General features: G+C 41.8%; 16 protein-coding genes and 2 pseudogenes. 5 read left to right on the top strand and 13 right to left on the bottom strand.

What is annotated here, in order from left to right; translation table 11 throughout:
* The first annotated feature begins 364 nt into the window (after positions 1 to 364).
* The gene (locus PUW25_RS04410; RefSeq protein ID WP_205054035.1) at positions 365 to 1,447 is read left to right on the top strand and encodes a GntR family transcriptional regulator; all 1,083 of its coding nucleotides are present in this window, start codon (positions 365 to 367) and stop codon (positions 1,445 to 1,447) included.
* Positions 1,448 to 2,046: 599 nt separating this feature from the next.
* Here PUW25_RS04410 and PUW25_RS04405 read toward each other — a convergent pair.
* The 9 genes from PUW25_RS04405 to PUW25_RS04365 all read right to left on the bottom strand — a co-directional run bounded on the left by PUW25_RS04405 (position 2,047) and on the right by PUW25_RS04365 (position 8,169).
* Positions 2,047 to 2,484 carry a hypothetical protein gene (locus PUW25_RS04405; RefSeq protein ID WP_047913370.1) on the bottom strand — a complete coding sequence of 146 codons (438 nt, stop codon included), beginning with the start codon at positions 2,482 to 2,484 and terminating at the stop codon, positions 2,047 to 2,049.
* A 106-nt stretch (positions 2,485 to 2,590) separates the two neighbouring features.
* Complete coding sequence (locus PUW25_RS04400; RefSeq protein ID WP_047913369.1) at positions 2,591 to 2,989, bottom strand: VOC family protein; 399 nt, start codon at positions 2,987 to 2,989, stop codon at positions 2,591 to 2,593.
* Positions 2,990 to 3,084: 95 nt separating this feature from the next.
* Positions 3,085 to 3,561, bottom strand: coding sequence for a GNAT family N-acetyltransferase (locus PUW25_RS04395; protein ID WP_274338160.1), 477 nt, complete (start codon positions 3,559 to 3,561; stop codon positions 3,085 to 3,087).
* A 215-nt stretch (positions 3,562 to 3,776) separates the two neighbouring features.
* Positions 3,777 to 4,961 (bottom strand): foldase protein PrsA, encoded by a 1,185-nt coding sequence (locus PUW25_RS04390; RefSeq protein WP_274338159.1) that lies wholly within the window; start codon positions 4,959 to 4,961, stop codon positions 3,777 to 3,779.
* A gap of 131 nt (positions 4,962 to 5,092) precedes the next feature.
* Positions 5,093 to 5,698 carry a nucleotidyltransferase family protein gene (locus tag PUW25_RS04385; protein WP_274338528.1) on the bottom strand — a complete coding sequence of 202 codons (606 nt, stop codon included), beginning with the start codon at positions 5,696 to 5,698 and terminating at the stop codon, positions 5,093 to 5,095.
* 228 nt (positions 5,699 to 5,926) lie between these two features.
* On the bottom strand, positions 5,927 to 6,706 hold the full coding sequence (locus tag PUW25_RS04380) for a phosphotransferase family protein (protein WP_047913365.1): 780 nt from the start codon (positions 6,704 to 6,706) through the stop codon (positions 5,927 to 5,929).
* Positions 6,707 to 6,859: 153 nt separating this feature from the next.
* The gene (locus PUW25_RS04375; protein ID WP_274338158.1) at positions 6,860 to 7,360 is read right to left on the bottom strand and encodes an NUDIX domain-containing protein; all 501 of its coding nucleotides are present in this window, start codon (positions 7,358 to 7,360) and stop codon (positions 6,860 to 6,862) included.
* Positions 7,361 to 7,418: 58 nt separating this feature from the next.
* Positions 7,419 to 7,811: a hypothetical protein gene (locus tag PUW25_RS04370; RefSeq protein WP_274338157.1), complete on the bottom strand. Its 393-nt coding sequence runs from the start codon at positions 7,809 to 7,811 to the stop codon at positions 7,419 to 7,421.
* 19 nt (positions 7,812 to 7,830) lie between these two features.
* Positions 7,831 to 8,169, bottom strand: a complete 339-nt coding sequence (locus PUW25_RS04365) for a hypothetical protein (protein ID WP_274338156.1) — start codon at positions 8,167 to 8,169, stop codon at positions 7,831 to 7,833.
* 450 nt (positions 8,170 to 8,619) lie between these two features.
* Here PUW25_RS04365 and PUW25_RS04360 point away from each other — a divergent pair, with 450 nt between their 5' ends.
* Positions 8,620 to 11,331 carry an S-layer homology domain-containing protein gene (locus PUW25_RS04360; protein WP_274338155.1) on the top strand — a complete coding sequence of 904 codons (2,712 nt, stop codon included), beginning with the start codon at positions 8,620 to 8,622 and terminating at the stop codon, positions 11,329 to 11,331.
* A 61-nt stretch (positions 11,332 to 11,392) separates the two neighbouring features.
* Here the strand turns inward: PUW25_RS04360 and PUW25_RS04355 are convergent, their stop codons facing one another.
* Positions 11,393 to 12,280 (bottom strand): AraC family transcriptional regulator, encoded by an 888-nt coding sequence (locus tag PUW25_RS04355; RefSeq protein ID WP_274338154.1) that lies wholly within the window; start codon positions 12,278 to 12,280, stop codon positions 11,393 to 11,395.
* 103 nt (positions 12,281 to 12,383) lie between these two features.
* On the bottom strand, positions 12,384 to 13,256 hold the full coding sequence (locus tag PUW25_RS04350) for an aminoglycoside phosphotransferase family protein (protein ID WP_274338153.1): 873 nt from the start codon (positions 13,254 to 13,256) through the stop codon (positions 12,384 to 12,386).
* Positions 13,257 to 13,787: 531 nt separating this feature from the next.
* On the opposite strand from PUW25_RS04350, the pseudogene PUW25_RS04345 reads away from it, so the two are divergent.
* A pseudogene (locus PUW25_RS04345) lies at positions 13,788 to 14,532 on the top strand (MurR/RpiR family transcriptional regulator).
* A gap of 88 nt (positions 14,533 to 14,620) precedes the next feature.
* Here the strand turns inward: PUW25_RS04345 and PUW25_RS04340 are convergent.
* A complete protein-coding gene (locus tag PUW25_RS04340; protein ID WP_274338152.1) occupies positions 14,621 to 15,013 on the bottom strand; it encodes a RidA family protein in 393 nt (130 codons plus the stop codon).
* Positions 15,014 to 15,118: 105 nt separating this feature from the next.
* On the opposite strand from PUW25_RS04340, the pseudogene PUW25_RS04335 reads away from it, so the two are divergent.
* Positions 15,119 to 15,458, top strand: a pseudogene (locus tag PUW25_RS04335) (winged helix-turn-helix transcriptional regulator).
* Between the two features lie 185 nt (positions 15,459 to 15,643).
* Here the strand turns inward: PUW25_RS04335 and PUW25_RS04330 are convergent.
* The gene (locus PUW25_RS04330) at positions 15,644 to 16,633 is read right to left on the bottom strand and encodes a serine hydrolase domain-containing protein (RefSeq protein WP_274338151.1); all 990 of its coding nucleotides are present in this window, start codon (positions 16,631 to 16,633) and stop codon (positions 15,644 to 15,646) included.
* A gap of 393 nt (positions 16,634 to 17,026) precedes the next feature.
* Between PUW25_RS04330 and PUW25_RS04325 the strand changes: the two genes are divergently transcribed.
* Complete coding sequence (locus tag PUW25_RS04325; RefSeq protein ID WP_274338150.1) at positions 17,027 to 18,037, top strand: aminoglycoside phosphotransferase family protein; 1,011 nt, start codon at positions 17,027 to 17,029, stop codon at positions 18,035 to 18,037.
* Positions 18,038 to 18,069: the final 32 nt, after the last annotated feature.

Below are 18,069 nucleotides of genomic sequence, written 5' to 3'. Positions count from 1 at the left end.
GGTCACCTCTCTGGCAGCGCTTCATTAATAAGATCATTGTAAGAAGGCGCTTTCTAAATTGACAGGTCTAGTATATTTTTTGTACGTACATTTGTCAATATTATTAGTTATATATGCATACAAATATGGACATAATATATTTTTGTGCCTTATTTCTTAAATCTTCATATTAGTTCTGCATAGCAGCCATCTGGTATGAGTTTACAATTATACATAAAACATTCCTGTATTTCATAAAAACAGCATAAAATCATCTGTAATGGACCCGTCTCTTTATTTATTTCACAATCATGCTATAATTTGTACATACAAATTTACCAAAAGAACGATTAACATAGCGAACAAGTATGGAAGAAGGAGTTACATGAAACCAAAGTATCAAGTCATCATTGATGATATAAAGAGTAAAATACTATCCGGTGACTACGGTGTAGGAGAACAAATTCCTACGGAATCTTCCCTGCAATCGATGTATGAGGTCAGCAGACAAACGGTTCGGAAGGCGATCCTGGAGCTATCCAACGAGGGTTTTTTGCGGAGTGAAAAAGGATCCGGCACCTATGTCAGCAACCAGTATCGGATGAGAACAGGCGGGGGCTCTACGAAAAAGACGATCGGTGTCATCACAACCTACATCTCCGACTACATCTTCCCCTCTATCATTCGCGGGATTGAGAGCAGACTGAATGAGGACAATTATTCACTCCTGCTGGCCAGCACCAACAATGATGTGGCACAGGAGAAAAAGGCGCTGGAGATGATGCTCTCCTACGGTGTGGACGGACTGATCATTGAGCCTACCAAGAGCAATCTGTACAACCCGAATATTGCATATTACCTGTCATTTAAGGAACAGGACATCCCCTTTATTATGATTAATGCCTATTACGAAGAGATTGATGTCCCTTTTCTGTGCCTCGACGACGTGCAATCGAGCTATCTGGCGACCAAAGAATTGATATCGAACGGACACACTCAGATCGGACTCATCTCCAAAATGGATGATTTGCAAGGAAAGTATCGGATGAAGGGCTATATCAAAGCACTTGGAGAAGCCAAATTACGCTTTCACCCGGAGCTCGTTTTTTCCTTTGATACGGAGACGAAGCAGGCGCTATCGAGCAACCTGAAGGAATACCTGGATGTAAATAGAGAAGTACTGACCGCTATCGTCTGCTATAACGACGAGGTTGGTCTTGAAGTGGTTCATGCGTGCAGACAATTGGGAATCTCAATTCCGGAGGAGCTATCCATCATCGGTCAGGACAACTCCTATATTGCCAAGAATGCGAACATCCAGTTAACGACGCTGACTCACCCTCAGGAAACGATGGGACGCGACGCCGCCGACTGGATCATTAGGAAATTACAAGGCAAAAGAGACTTGCCGGACAGCACGTACTATCAGCCCGAGCTTGTTTACGGTGAAACCGTTCAGAAGCGATAAATGGGGTATAACTGGAATTAATACAGTTGGAATAAAAATTCCTAACATGTAAAACTGTCTCAAATGACAAAATTCATTATTAAACCTATTTCAGCGCGCATTATCTTATGTAGTTGAATTTCGTGCACGAGGAAATTCGCTCAGCAAATAGTTCATTTGATTTTGGCTAGTTCAGACAATAAGAATTTTGATGAATTAAAAAGTGAACTTTACCTATTTACAGAAGAGGATCTTAGAAACTTACCTAGATATCATTCTCTAAATTATGTAAAAAGCAAAGATGTTTACGCTCGTTACATAACCAAGCTTCCTAGTTTTGTATCCAAAAGAACACTGCAAAACAAAAGACCATCAAATAAATGATGGTCTACTTTTTATTCAGTCGTTGCATATAAAAGGATCAAATAAAGTAAGATTAATTTGTCTTCCCAGTTGATAAAGATTTTATCTTCAAGCAACAACAATGCTTCCTTAATACACTTGCCGTCTTTACCAGTCTTAATGCAATATACCCAAACATTCGTTCTGTTTAAAAGAATTTTATTGATTACTAGCTATCTAGGATCTCGCTGATAGTATTTCATTTTATTTTAAATTAACTATATATCTATTCCAGACAAGAGATCTGGATACTTTTCGCGTCCCTTATTAATTATAAATCGATTAAGCTCCGTAATTTCATCTCCAATAGGAGAGTAATACTTGTTGTCAATTTTCACTGTGTTATTTAACTCAATTTTATTATCATTTTCAATGATTTTCAATCTATATAGGTAACCTACATTGCTTTCTTTTACAGGATTGAGTTTAATAGAGCGTAAGAAATTAGCTATTCTTTCAATATCTTTTGGATCCTCTATCTTAATTTCGTTTCCATCACTATATATTATTTCAATCCTATTGACCTTGTCCAAGTTAGAATCGATTTCATTAGTCAGTAACAACTCGCCCGCCCCATCAGTTGTTCTCCCATTGCAGCCAATTAATGACATGATAAGTAAAATAGAGACCACAGAATATCCAAAAACTTTAATCATTAAAACCCTCCCTTTGCACGAATTCTAGTCCTCTATATTTAAAAGAGGACTAGAATAGCCGTATTGTAATATATCCTTAAGTTACTGAGGCACAGCTCTTACAGTTTCATTCCAAGAAATTAAAGCTTACGATCTCCCAAATATGTCCATCGAGATCTTTAAAGTGTCCTGAATAGCCCCAATCGTATTCCTTCGGCTGAAGAGGCAGCAGTTCTCCACCAAATTCCACTGCGCTTTGTAGTATGAAATCGACTTCTTCCTTGTTCTCCGCCGTGTGACTCAATATGACTTTGGAGCCAAGATCTAATGAGCTGGAAGTATTAAGCTCCTCCAGTTCGGAACGAAGGAATAAGACTAAGGAGATCCCATCTTCCATATCAAATATAATGTGGTCGGCACCTTCCTCCAGACCCTCAGTCGGCAAGCCCAATCCCTCTTTATAAAAAGCAATCGACCGTTCCAGATCGTTTACCGCCAAGGTGATAATATTTATTTTCGGCTTCATATCGTATCCTCCTACAGCATGGTGAAATTTATTATAACAAAGTAGAAGAAAGTGTGTGCAGTAGCACTAATCCATATACTTAACAATAATGCGTGTTAGAGCTCCAATACGGTAACCTGTTCCCCTTCCACGACCTCACCGTTATCGCGGAAGCCTGCTCTTTCGTACAGTTTTTTCGCTGCCGTGTTCTCCGCCTTATAAGAGATCCAGCAATACCGTGCTGGTCCTGCCGGGCAGGTACGGATAAACTCAAGGATTTGTCTCATCGCTTCTCGGCCATACCCTTGGTTCTGGTAACGCGTGTCCATCATCAATTTCAGGATACAGTAGCTGTCTTCTGCAATACTCGGGAGCTCGTACCCCGTTATCTGATAAGTGATTAATACAAAACCAACCGGCAGTTCATCCGCATAAATGGCAAAAAGAAATGGATGCCCTCCATTCGTAGCCAGCACATAACACGAAGCCACACTAGACAGGTTGGAGGCTACATAGCGGCGCTGATCCTCTGTTACCTCCAGATTGAAGATTTCACGTCGGTTTTCAAGTGTAATTTTTCTGAGTGTAATCATGTAAGAACTCTTCCTTCCATTCGGTAAATTTACTGCGCCGCGGTCGCATGAATAATATACATAATCCTCAAAAAAAGTAATAGACTTATATTTAATTTTTCAGTTCCTATTATGTATCCATGTCTTTTTTAGAGCAGAAAAAAGCAGCCAGATGCAATTGAACTGAAGTTCATTGCATCGGCTGCTTATTTTTTCATGTAACCTATCGTTACCGATTATTCGTTTGTTGTGGCCCCTGTATCTTCAGTGGAATCAGTGGACTCCGTAGCCGCATCTGTACTTTCCTCTGCTGGCGTAAGTGTATTTGAGATCTCGGCATTGGAACGCAGATCCGTCATCCAAGTGGAGCTGAGCTCACCGATTTGTTGATCCACCAATATTGTGCGAATCTCTTCTTTTTTGTCTTCCAGTGTTGGATTCGTTGCTTCTTTATGATCTGTCTTCATGATGATGTGGTAACCATAATCCGACTGCACTGGATCGCTGATTTCATTTATTTCCATAGAAAAAGCTGCTTTGGAGAATGGCTCTACCATATCTGCTTCACCAAAGAATCCGAGATCGCCGCCATTCGCTGCGGAAGCCGTATCTGTAGATTTCTCCTTTGCCAGTGTTGCAAAGTCTGCTCCACCATCCAGCTCTTTCTTGATCGCATCTGCTTCTTCTTTAGTTTCAACGAGAATATGAGAAGCTTTCACTTGCTCTGGTGTAGCGAAGGACGCCTTGTTCTCCTCATAGTAAGTGCTGATCTGCTCATCTGTTACTTCGGTTTGCGGCTCTAGAATTTTACGCATTTTCACTTGAAGATCCATATTTTTCTTAAGAGCGTCAAGTGTCATTCCAGATTGAGCAAGTGCCGAGTTAAATGCTTCTTCACCGCCATATTGCGTCTTCAACGTTTCAAGCTCGGCATTTACGTCCTCTTCTGTAACCGTCACGTTAGCATCAGTCGCTGCCTGATCGACAAGCTCCATCGTAATCATGTTCTCCAACGTCGCTTGTCCGCCAAGTGTCACAAGCTCGTTATACAGCTCGTCCTTGGAAATGTCTGTACCATTCACAGATGCAACAGCTTCCTTACCGCCTCCAAACGGAGGATATATAAGCACAATAATCAGTGCAGCTGCAAGAACTCCCGATATCACCATCCAGACTACACTATTCTTTCCTTTGGCTGCTGGCTGCTCTTCGTTCTCTGCCTGATCCTTCTGCATCTCTGGGTCTGTAGCTGCTTCCGGCTGTGTTTCCACCTCTGTTACCGGCTGTACCTCAGATTGCAATTCCAGCTGTGATTCCGATTCCGTCGCAGGCTCACTTCCTTGCTGTATTTCTTTCTCTTCTTGCAAAGAATTCTGCTTCTCTTCCTCATTGTCGAAACGCGATGGTTTGTTGTTATCCATTAAACTAAAACTCCCTTCGTGTCTTTCCATATCATGACCTTTTATTAAATATAAAGGATTTCAAAAATAAAACATTAAAATAACATAAAAAATCTATAGATTCGAATCAGATACCATAATATGCACTTCTTTTATGTCAAAATTTCCTTTAACCTCAATCTATTCTTCTCATTTAAAGCATAGCCGACTAATTCTTCGTTATAACCCTCCGTTTGAAAAATACTAATAATTTTGTAGATTCTATCCTCTAGATTCCGGTTCATATTGGTCTCAAGCTGGATCTCCAATGGAATGACGGGCAGCATCATATCCTTATAAGGGACTGAAACGATGTGTTCCCATACATGCGGTCCATTTTCCCAGAAGCCCGAGCCAGGGATGTATTCAATATGTTCTGGTGGCTGAATGCATGCAGCTTCAAACTCAATTCCATGCACGACAAGGCGGGCAAAGGTCCAATGGTTTTTAGAAAAATCGGTAAACGTCCTAGTAGGAGTAGAAGCCGATGAGTACCAGTCCTCCATTGATGTGTTTAATTCATCTAAGCTCTCATCCTTAGTAAGAAACTCTTCAAAAATCTTTCCAATTTTATGGACATCTTCTGGCTTGGATACAAGAATATCAATATCTCCTGGCATGATTTCACATCCTTGGATAAAAGAGCTGAGAGAACCTGCAAAAACATATCGGACACCTTCCGCATTTAAGGCTCTAGCGATCAATTCAATAACGTTCATAAGCTGTGCTGGCGTAGTCACCGAATATACACCTTTCCTTTCTTGAGTTAAGAATCAAGAGCATTCTAGAAAACTTGGTACAAGCTTATACATTTTATACAAAAACATATCAGAGGGTACAGTCAACTTGTAGATCCATATATCATTATAAAGAAATTTTGCACCGACGGAAAAGCAAATCTCGATAGTTATACTCACTAGCGCCTGTACTCTATCAATGCTCTCTTGTTAGAAAAACCGATATATACCTTCCTGAAAATAGCTATACTCTTCCTCCGTTATCCTTAACCTGCCATAGGACTCCAAAAAGACTTCCTTATCCCTCGCTTGATCAAATACTCCCTGCTTCGGACGAATCGCCAGTGCCATATCAAATCGTGGATCACCATAGCCTGCTCTGGGCCAATCGATAATGCCGCATACCTTATTGTCTTTAATTAATACATTATTCGTATGGAAGTCACCATGAATCAGCGTATTCTTTATCGGTAGTGGTCTATTCCTATCTAGTCGCTTGAGCAGTTCTTCTGTTCCATCTATATTATAATTAGCTAGATTGTATCTGGCTTTCATAAGCATCGAATCGATCCAGGGCGGATCATTCTTATGTAATGGTCCAGGACATGGACATTCATGAATTCTCCTTAGGCATGCACCATATTGAGACACCACTTCTTCTCGATCCCTGTGGTTAGGTTGATCGCTCAAGAAATGTCTCAAGCTTATTCCATCTATGTAATCCATGAGCAGCCATCTTGAATCGCCTTCCACATGGAAAGCATACGTGCTTGGAACAAGCAGACCCGTAGTCGAAAGATATTGCAGCGCTGCATATTCATCTGATAACCATTCGTTAAATAAGTCATGCTCTGTCTTCTTAATCACGAACTGGTGATCACGCGTTTCGATCTTCACGACAAGTGAAGTATGACCCTGCTTTGGATATGAGATGCTGCGAATCTCACCGATTAGATCTACAAGCTGAGCAGGAATATCCTCTATATTCATGGGTTATCTCCTTTTTATAATTACATAATATTCTAATTTGATATCTATCTAATTTAAATCTAAAAAAAGATGTTGTAAAGCACTTACGTAATGAAAAAGCTATTGTGGATTAACTTTCCCTTTAGTTGATTATTTTCGAAGAGTTATAATCATTCAGAAGGAGGATGTAGGTTTAACAGTAGACCATTGAATAAGCGAAACTTCTGCTTCATCAGCTGTAACTACTCCAACGCAAATATTAGTCAGATCAGGATTTTCAAGATAATGCTGAATAGTAAACCTGATGGCTTTTGAGATGTTCAAATTTAATAGTTCACTCTTATGAATCCAATACAATTCTCCCTCAACCGAAGGAATAAAGCTCCTATGGGCTGTCTCGCCAAAATAAACGTATTGTTGCCTGAGTTCACCATGACTCTCTTCTATTAAAATGTACTTCAGGGTGAAATTCTCTATTTCGTTCTCTTTATATCCTGTTTCCTCTTCAATTTCCCTATAGCTTGCTTTCATCGGAAAGTTTAGTTCCTCATGCTCAAGATGCCCTCCGATACCACCCCAAAATTCAAAGTTAAAAATTTTACTATTAGCCTTTTTCATCATCAATACATGCTCTTTATGAATCAAGAATGCTGTTGCCATTTGTCTGACTTCCACAAGTTCCCCTCCCACAGGTGATATATAATTGAGCTTATGTTTATACTTGACTATGAATTTAGATCTGACTCATTCTCAATAAATTTGTTGCATGACTAATGTTTGGAACAATACTTTTCACCAGAATCAACTCAATTCCTGTATAAAAATGATCGTGCAAATCTGTAATGCATTCATATTTCACTTTATTGTGGATTTGAAGACCTTGCTCAAAAAGAACCGTCCATTCATTACCAGCAAAGTTTATAAACCCATTATGTATTTCGATGTGATCCTTGATCATATTTTCACTTTCTAATGATATACCTATCCAGTCGTTATCTTCATCAAACAATAAGTAGCACTCTTTATCTGACTCTCCTCCATTATTGAGCTCGATATATTCTTCGCGTTCATAGAAATAGATATAAACGAGTAACAGTTCATCCGCTTCTTGCATTCTAATTTTCAAGAGATATTCCTCCTAGTGATTACAACATTAGCAAAAAGACAAGAGAAGAAATAAAGCTTAGTACTGCGATGAAAATATGAAGCCCTATCAATATCGTTCTTTTCAGAAGATTTCTTTGCTTTTTTTGAGTAAAGTAGGAGTATACGAACACAGCGATCACAAGGGGCAAATATTGATGAAGATCAGGTCCAGCTTGACTCGGTAATGCTTGGTTAATATATTCACGTGTAGTCTCATCATTTATCATAAATCCGTATATAACTCCGATGATCGCCGGGATCAATAATTGAAATGAGAACTGAACTAGATCTTTCTTCAAAAAGGAAGGAGCAAGTCTTAGGTATTTGTCATTGACCATATTATATTGGCCTCCTTAATTATTGATCACCATTTCTCATGTGGTATTTTGCATATGTTAATCAGTTGTCGTTGGTCTCTTCCTATATTCTATTCATTTTTTAACTATCCTTCCCGCCAGTTCGATCTAATAGCTATACATCCAGTTAGATGTTTATCTAATCACGCATGCTGCATCCTTCATCCCCAATGTTAGTACTTTCTTTGCTCTCAGTTTACACATCACTACAGTCGATTTTACAAATGTACGAATTTCTCTATTTTTTGAGTCATAAAACATCCAAATCGTACGATTTTGATATAAAGCGGAAATTGTTCTATATCTGTCTGAGTCCCCAAAATGCTAAAGTTACGGCGTAACAGGCATCAGAAATGGACACTTTCTCACTCATTTGCGGATGCATGTAGAAAAATTTCAACGATCAAGAATAGGGGCGTGTAGTTGCAGGCTATGAAAAAACAATCAAAAAAATCACTCGCATTTCTTCTCATGTTATCTATGGCAAGCTCGTCGTTAGCAGGTCAAAGTTTCGCAGCAAGCCCGGAGGTTCAGCTCTCCGATATTAAGGGACACTGGGCAGAAGCAAAAATTCAAGCTTGGATCGATCAAGGATTGGTTCGAGGATATTTGGACCGTACCTTTAAACCGAACAAATCCATCACTAGAGCCGAGTTTATAAATTTAGTCAATGCTGCTTTTGGATATTCAGGACAAAACAAGATTAACTTCAAAGATGTTTCTGTGGATGCCTGGTACTATGACGCCGTGGCTGCAGCCAGCGCCGCTGGATATATAAGCGGGTACTCGGATCAAACGATGAAGCTGCAAAATTCCTTATCCCGGCAAGAAGCAGCAGTGATCATCGCCGGAATTCTGAATTTGGAGGATAATGAGCAAGCCGCGGATGCCTTTAGCGATTCATCCACCATTGCAGATTGGAGCAAAGGAGCTGTAGGTGCAGCGGCAGCGGCGGGAATGATATCCGGTTATGAAGATGGCAGCTTTAAACCTCTTCATTCGATCACACGTGCCGAAGCCGTCGAAATACTGGTTAATGCTGTAGATTCGAATACTCAAGTGGGTACCAAACCATCTAAACCGGTAGGAACGACAAATCAGCTCAATGTTGCCCCTCCTGCGGATGAAGCCTCCTTATCTGCAGTGCGACATGGTGACAATGCAGCGGACGACACCTTAAAGAACACGGCCGCAACGAATCCATTCATTCAAATTCTGGACGGTTTTGATGCGGTATGGTCCTTGAACCAACCAGCCTGGAGAAATGGAACAGCCTTAACTGTCCCTGGGGCCAACGGCAAGGTTGCGAATTACGGTGACGGGCCGACCGTATATTTTGACGGTTTTAAAAATGATGCAGCTGCTGTCGTTGCAGAAAACAAAACCTATGCAAATGTCGAGATCAGAAATAAGGCAACTTGGGTTGCGAACATTAAATATGTAGAAGATGTCACGCAAAATCGTACCAAAGAAGAAGCACTTGCAGCTTATTATGATGACCAAAGAGATAAGATCTATAGTATGATCGACGGATTCGGCCCTCTGGCTAACACTTATGTAGATATCATCAAGCCAACGACTAGTGTTGAACGAAGCATCGATGACATGGATGTCGTCTTGACAGAAACCACGACAGAAGACCAAAGCCAGGGAATCGGCAGCGATTGGGCCAATACTGAGCTTGCAGATATGGTTGCTCTAGTTGATTTAGTTCGTTTCAAAATCCCGGCCTCATCTAATCCTTCTAAATACTTCTACTCTTCGCCTAGACCGTGGAGAATGAACTCAAACGGAGAGGTTAAAGAGGTCGTCGATCAGAATGGTTTGGCTGTTTGGGAAACAATCGGTAAAGGTGAAGCTACAGATGAGCCCTTGCCTTCAGGCGGAACAAAATCAACCGGCGAAAGACATTTCCAATCGTACGAAACCGAAGTTGAGGTTATTCCTGCCTTGAGCTATGTAAGAAGAGAAGCTGAGGACGGACAAGGGAAAGATGGTGCTTTTCCAAGCGGACATACAAGTGCATCGTACTTATCCGTATTACCTTTTGCCTACGCTACGCCAGAACGTTACGCTGAATTTTTGACCAGAGCAGCCCAAATGGGTGAGAATCGCATCGTAACCGGAATGCACTCACCGCTTGATGTCATCGGTGCAAGAATTCAAGCTACCGCCATGACGGCCTATGCATTCAATAAGGAAGAGAACAAAGAATTGTTAGAGAAGGCATATGACAATGCAGGAGAAGTATTTGGCGCAGCCGCAGCCGCGAATAACATGAGCCTGTACGACTATGCGCATACCGTGACAGAGGATTACACGTTCCAGAGTGCATATGATGAGACCAAATGGGCAGATCATGATGCCAATAAAGCCTTCTACAGAGAGAAGCTTACTTACGGCCTGCCTCAAACTGGAATCAAAGGCCTCGCTCCGGAAGTGCCAGAAGGCGCAGAAGCTCTACTTGAAACGCGCCAGCCTTATTTAACCGATGAACAGCGCAGAGAAGTATTGTATACAACATCCATTGACTCCGGTTATCCTGTACTGGACGAATCAAACGGCTGGGGCAGACTGGATCTCGTTACCGCTGCGGATGGATACGGCGCGTTCTTGGACAATGTAACCGTGAATATGGACGCTTCAGAAGGACGCTTTAACGCACAAGACTGGTGGAGAAATAATATCAGTGGCGCTGGCATGCTTACGAAGAAGGGATCGGGAACCCTTACTTTGACAGGAAACAACACCTATTCTGGCGGAACCTTGCTTCAAGGAGGAACACTGGAAGCCCAGTCTGCGACCGCATTTGGTACCGGTGATCTGTATGTGGAGAATGGAACGGTCATGGTTACCACCGATGGAGCATTGAAACTGAACAGAAACTTTACCATGGACAACGGAACCTTAGAAATGGTGATGGATAATGACAACAGTCAGATCCATGTCAGCAAAATGCTGTATCTTGCTGGGGGAAGCCTGAATCTGGATCTATCTAACTATAACATTGAGGGTTCTAAAGATATTACATTAATTACTGCCGCTGGAGTTAAAGGTCAATTTGATCGTGTAACTGCGGATGGTTATGACGTGACTGTCACTTATAATGAGGATCGTGTCATTGCCCATGTTACAGCAAAATAATAAATAGAATAGTTAAGGGCTGAACTAGTTTCTAGTTTCAGCCCTTTTCGTAAATCTACACTCAGGATACTTTCCTGACTGCAAACCATAGCTCTACAAAATTAAGACCATCATCCTTACTTCCTGTAATCTCAAATTCCATCCCGTCGATCTGTTCATATCCAGCAGTAGGCAGCCACTCAGAAAAGAACCGCCTATATAGTGTTTCAATCGTTTCATTAAATTTATCCCATGTAAAAGGATCGGATGAGAAGATCGCCCACGTGTGTGCGGGTATCGTTATACTTGTGTACCCATCAGTTTTACTGGTTTCATCCTTAAATGCGCACAGCATGTAGGGGAAGGTATCCTCTTCCGTTCTCTTGTAGCTACAGACAGCATGTACTTTATGATAGTCCTGATTGATAGAGGCAGGCAGGTCACCTGCATTCGCAGCAAGCCTTTCTACCTCGCCATTAGCATGGCTTTGTTTCCATAAGTCTGCTGGCGTATCCACTCCGTTTAATTGAAATACTTTTTCGATTCCGAATACCTGAAAGGATTCTTTTGTCTCAATACGGTAATTCATAGCCTCTTCCCCTTTGATTGAAATGAGGAAAGAAATCCGTGGATAGGCTTTGAGGGCAGTTCCTTCTTCCCGGGCCATTGCTGGATTCACACCGTGTAATAATTGAAAAGCCCTTGCGAATGAAACTGGAGATTCATAACCATACTTTATGGCGATATCCACAACTCTCATGTCGCTATTCTGCAATTCAATAGCAGCGAGAGTAAGCCGTCTTCTCCTTATATATTCCGCCAAAGGCACATTTGTAATGAATGAAAACATTCTCTGGAACTGATGTGATGAACAACAAGCGCATTGAGCTACTTCCTTTAAGTCGATCTCGCCGGTTAGATTCAATTCGATGTGATCCAATGCCCGGTTCATTCTCATAAGCCAATCCATCTGATCCCTCCTCTTAACAAGAGTATAGTTATGCTATGGCTACGACTCGCGAACTATTTGTGCACAATTAAGTTTCGTGTCCGAGGGGAGTGGGGGCTCTCCTTCATTCAGATAATATGAGGTCAAGCCAGGACTCAGCCTCATGGTACAGAACAGGATTGTTGTCCGGCGTGTAGTATGCAAGCGCTGATACCGCTTGGGATACGACCCATCCCCTTGCTCTTGCCCACGTAGCATCATCTGTCGGGAGATGTTCGCGGAATGCATCACAGGCTGCAGCGGAATGCAGCTTCCATGCAACCATGATGTCGCACGCAGGATCTCCAATCCCCATTGTATCCCAATCAATCACACCCGTAATACGTCCGTTTCGCACGAGCCAGTTACGCACATCGAGGTCGCCGTGATGCCAAACGGGTGGTCCGTTCCAGGGAGGAGCAGCAAGCGCAGATTCCCACACTGCGGACACGGCAGGATCGCCATCGAACCGTGCCAGCCAGTATTGAAACTCTTCATTCCGCTGAGCCAGGGGAATACCGCGTCCTGGCGGTCCCCCCGATGGATTGATTTGTTGCAGTGCTCCAACGAAATCTGCAAGATCACGTGCTGCCTGAATTACGTCCATCTCTTCTATTGGCACCGTCTTCCCCTCAACCCATGTATGTATTTCCCAGAACCACGGATATTCGTTATTCGGCTGCCCTTGTGCAATAGGAACAGGGGTTTCCAGCGGAAGTAAGGGTGCGAGCTTGGGCAGCCAGATCAATTCACGACTTTCCGGTATCACAGGTCCCTCGCGCCGTGCAAGACGAACAGAATACTCGTCACCGAGCCGAAAGATGGCGTTTACTGTGCCCGCCGGCTCGATCCGCTCTAGGGTTAGCTCTGCCCACTGGGGAAACTGCTCCAGAATGAGACGGCGTACAAGCGCATCGTCAATTTCCATTTCGTCGGCGTGCATCTTTCCTGCTCCCATGTTAACACCTCTTCGTTAGATTTATTAAGTCAGCATAATATGACTCTTCTTATCTAACAGCGTATCAATATAATAAGGAGCTGTGCTGGTAATATTCAATTATAGGTAAACTAGCCTTCCAGATCTTTAATGCTGCACTTTCTCGAATAAATTAAGCAAGCACATTACTTAGTCACTATCTTTCATAAGTTTATCTAGGTAGGAATTGTACAACGCTCTGTATCTTTCGTTTTCCTCGCACACAATTAATGTAACCAACCTTTGAATTACTACTTCTCTAATCCAACGATTCATAAGTCAGATCTCCTTCACTGAACGATTTGTAACATCCAATTTAAATGGTAAAGCTTGCTTCCTTCAATCGAATATTACGCTTATAATCAGCGAAAATATACACGTTTCCCGATTTAGTTCTTATTGACGTGAATTGATATTTGTTACATATATGAAACATAGCGTTTTGGAATCATGTATAATAAAAATACTCAAATATAAATGATCTTAACTAATAATGTGAAGGAGTTCTCCCCCATGTTCTCGAACGAACAGATTTTATCTTTTAACGATTTAGAATTGTCACTATATAACTATATCTCTCAACACATGGAAAAAGTAGCGTATATGCGTATCAGAGAATTAGCAGATGAAACTCATGTATCCACAGCGACGATCCTGCGTTTCTGTCGAAAAAATCAATGTGAAGGTTTCTCTGAATTTAAAGTAAAATTGAAAATGCATCTGGCCCAGCACAAGAAAACATCGTTAAAAAATTCACACCACGCTATATTCGAATTTTTTGAACGATCGATCCCTAAAACCCGAATGGGAGGAAAAAATCAAGGAGGCCGCCCGACTTGTAGCAGAAGCTAGCTACGTTATTTTTATTGGTACGGGAAGTTCTGGAATTATGGCTGAGTACGGTGCTAGATATTTTTCAAATCTTGGGACTTTTTCTATGTATATTAAGGATCCTCATTTCCCTATCCATGCTAAAGTACGACAGAATAGTATCACCATTGCGCTGTCTACATCCGGTGAGAACACGTTTACCATTACTCATCTCAAACAGTTAAAGCAGGAGCGGAACAAAATTATTAGTATTACGAATAACAGGCAATCGACGATTGCTAAAATTTCCGACATCAATATTCCCTATTATGTAAGTGAAGAGTTTTTCGAATCAGCGAATATCACCACTCAGGTGCCGGTTCTCTTTGTTCTGGAGTGGTTGGGACGGGAAGTGCATAGACACAATGAGCTAAAGGAGATTGAATAATACCTCGGTACGTTGAATCCCGCACAAGATCAATTTAGTTTGGCTCATATTGAAATCTATAACTTCCCCATCTACTTATAGCATCAAGTTAATCGGTGTGGGCCACAGCTCGGATCTCAATTAGTTGATGTGGAAACGCTAGACTTGATACACCAACGGAAGTGACGGCCGGTCTATGGTCTCCTATATACGCTTTGTACAATTGGACGCACTGCTCAAAATGTTCTTCCGGTTGGGTCATATAAATTTCTAACTCAGCAAGATTAGACCTTGTGACACCAAACCCTGTAAGCACACGATCAAGGTTCTCGAACGTCTGCAGCGTCTGTACTTCGATATCCCCTTGACCAACGAACTCACCCTGCATATCGTGGGAGAATTGCCCGGAAATGTAGATTGTTCCATTCACACTATATCCTTGGGTAACACCAAAGGCTTCCTCCCAAGCAACACCATGATTGTAAGTTTTAATATTCTTCATTTTATTCTCTCCTTTAATTCAAAGTAAGGTTAGTATAAAATGAGCAATGATAAAAATGTAGTACGCACATTTTTGATAGCTACTACCCGAAAGGATAGTGTAATGATGAGTATGGCTGAATATAAAGGCAAAGTTCGTAATATTCAAGATACCCCATTTGGTTATACGATGTCAGTGATCGGCTAAATGGAAGATGGTTATCATCTATCTGTTAGCAGAAAATCAACCTGTCAGGTTTAATGATCTCAAGAGACAAATAGGAGCAATTACTTATAAAATATTGAGTTCACAGCTAAAAGAATTGGAAGCAGATGGTCTTGTCGTGCGGAAGGAATATCCCCAAGTCCCCCCTAAAGTAGAGTACAGTCTCACAGACAAAGCAGAGACGCTCTTACCTTTATTAGAAGAGTTATGTGAGTGGGGAGTAAAAAATCGAGGCGTGTAAACTGGGTATTTAGAACCGTCGACAACATAGAAAAGCAGCCGTATCACATTGACGCAGCTGCTAATTGAGCATAATGAAGTTTCGTATTCACTTATGAATAGCCTAAAGCAGTCTTTAAAGAGCTTAGACAAAGAACTTTTAACTAACACGATGCCTTTTTTTGTAGATAGTAAAGGATTTTCAATTCATCGTTTATCAATACATTTCAATACTAGATCCCCGAATTTTCGAATGTCTTGGATATAATCATACCCTGGGGGATTAGGCCCGAGCTGATTTAACATTCTGACGGCCACGACGTGATACTCAGGAATAACTAGAACCGCATTTCCAAAGAAACCGAATAATTGATAGGAGCCCCGAGGAAGGTCGTACCCTAGCTCAGATACTGGCCGGTTCCTATCTTTTACCCACCAAAAGAACCCATTTCGAGGTAAAGCTTCATCGAGCTGACTTGGAGTAACGATGGAAACGGCTTGTTCGAAGACTAAACGAGGCAGTATTTGTTCCCCCTTATACTTTCCCTTATTCAGAAACAAGTTTCCCCATTTAGCTAAATCTCGTGTATTTACAAATAGATTCGCCTCACTGCCGTCATTGCTTGAGTATTCTTCATTAACCCATACCAATTTGTCATTTTTCTTATGTTTCCAGTCTGTGTTCATGAATCCATAAGAGGCAAACACTCGATCCCTTAACACTTGTGCAAGAGATTGGTTAAATACATTCTGTACCATCCTAATAAGCAAATTAACCCCCGCATTATTGTATTTCCAGTCTGTCCCTGGTGGGAATAGCCTTTCGTTTGGTCCTTTCAGGCCATGAGTATGTGTCAGGATATGCCGTATGGTTGTATTGTGTATAACCTTCACGTTTGTATCTTCTAAATAGTCTACGATGTAATCGTCAATACTTCTTATTTTCCCTTCATAGAGCGCAAGGCTGATTGCCAGACCAAGATAGGTTTTGCGAATGGATGCTACATTGAACTGTGAATCTTCATCTATTGATCGACTGTTAGGGGACTTATCATGGTAGCCAGAATAACATTCATTTACGATCCGATTATTTTGCATGACCAGGACTGATGATCCGGATGCAGAAATTTGATTCCTGATCTCCTCCACATGATCATTAAGCTCATCAAAAGTGTGAATTGATTGATTAAGATTCATGGTACCCTCCGTTAATGGAACTTCTAAATCAAATATTCGACAGTTCACTACATTAACCTGCCCGTTCATTAGGTTGATAACTGTTCGTTCTCTCCATTGTTTCAAGCAGGCATCTGAACTTTATATTGATTATTTTTCCAATAAAGGATATTTTATATATAGCTTAGTGATAAGCAAGTTCCTGACACGAAGGGAGATGTTTTTAATGGCTGCGACTTATATGGTGGTTCTGTCTTAGAAACTGAATAGCAGGCATGCACAATTAGAAGCGGGAAAACGCCCGTATTATTTGGTATGCCATCCAAAGTAACCTTTCGTGAATATTGCTGTTTGCAGATACGATGAAGGTCGTATCTTTTTTGCGTCTAACAAACAATATTAAAGGAGCTAAAAATGAATATTAAAATTGAAGCACTGATCCATGCCTTAAGCCAGCAGTTCAAGACCCATATTATCTCCACTGACTTTCAAACCATATCGTTACAAGGCGGCACAGTAGGAAATGTGTACCTCGTTACTGGGAGCGCCGAAACCATGGATGGCGACAAATTGCCATACCATATCGTGCTGAAAATCCAGAAGAAATGGGACCGATACGGCGATCCGGGTTCTTGGCGTCGGGAATATGATCTCTATGCATCTGATCTGGGAGCGACGTTCTCGGATGCCTTACGCTGGCCGACATGTTATTACGCGGAGATGAATGCCGAAGAAGATGAATTCCAGTTATGGCTGGAATATATCGATGGCGTATCTGGTTTAGACTTGACTGGTGATATGTATGAGCACGCCGCGCTGGAGTTAGGCCGTTATCAAGGCAAGCTGTACGCAGAGCAGCCCGCTGTACTGCAGAGTCTGACCAATCTGAGTCCTGCGGATCTCATGAAGAATACGTATCTGCGTTATCGGTCATGGCCGGTCGTGTATGACTATATACGCTCGGAGGACTGTGCTTTCCCGCAGCATGCGCGGCAAATGCTTATCGATATCGATGAGCACTCAGATGAGATATTTGCCCGCATCGAGAAATTGCCCCTCGTGCTGTGCCACCGGGACTTCTGGGTCACCAACCTGATCTATTCCGAGGATAAAATCGCGCTCATCGACTGGGATACATCCGGATGGGGCTACCTGGGCGAGGATCTCGCAAGCCTGATTGCGGATGAAGCGGATATTCATCATATGGTCGAATATTACCAGCGATGTGTCCCTGCGTATTACAAAGGATTTTCGGAATATGCGAATGTACCCCCTATCGCCGAGCATTGTGTACACGAGATGATCCTTCTCGCATTCGGGTACAGGCTCGTGGAGTGGTATCTCCACACTGAGGATGATGAAGAGAAGACCATGCATGTCGATACACTCCAAAAAATCTATGAAATGAAGAGCATTCCTGTATAGGATTAACTCTTAATAAAAGAGCTCCGAAAACC

This window comes from Paenibacillus urinalis (assembly GCF_028747985.1).
Taxonomy (GTDB): Bacteria; Bacillota; Bacilli; order Paenibacillales; family Paenibacillaceae; genus Paenibacillus; species Paenibacillus urinalis.
The sequence above is the reverse complement of the archived record's forward strand: the minus strand, read 5'-3'. Positions and strand labels throughout refer to the sequence as shown.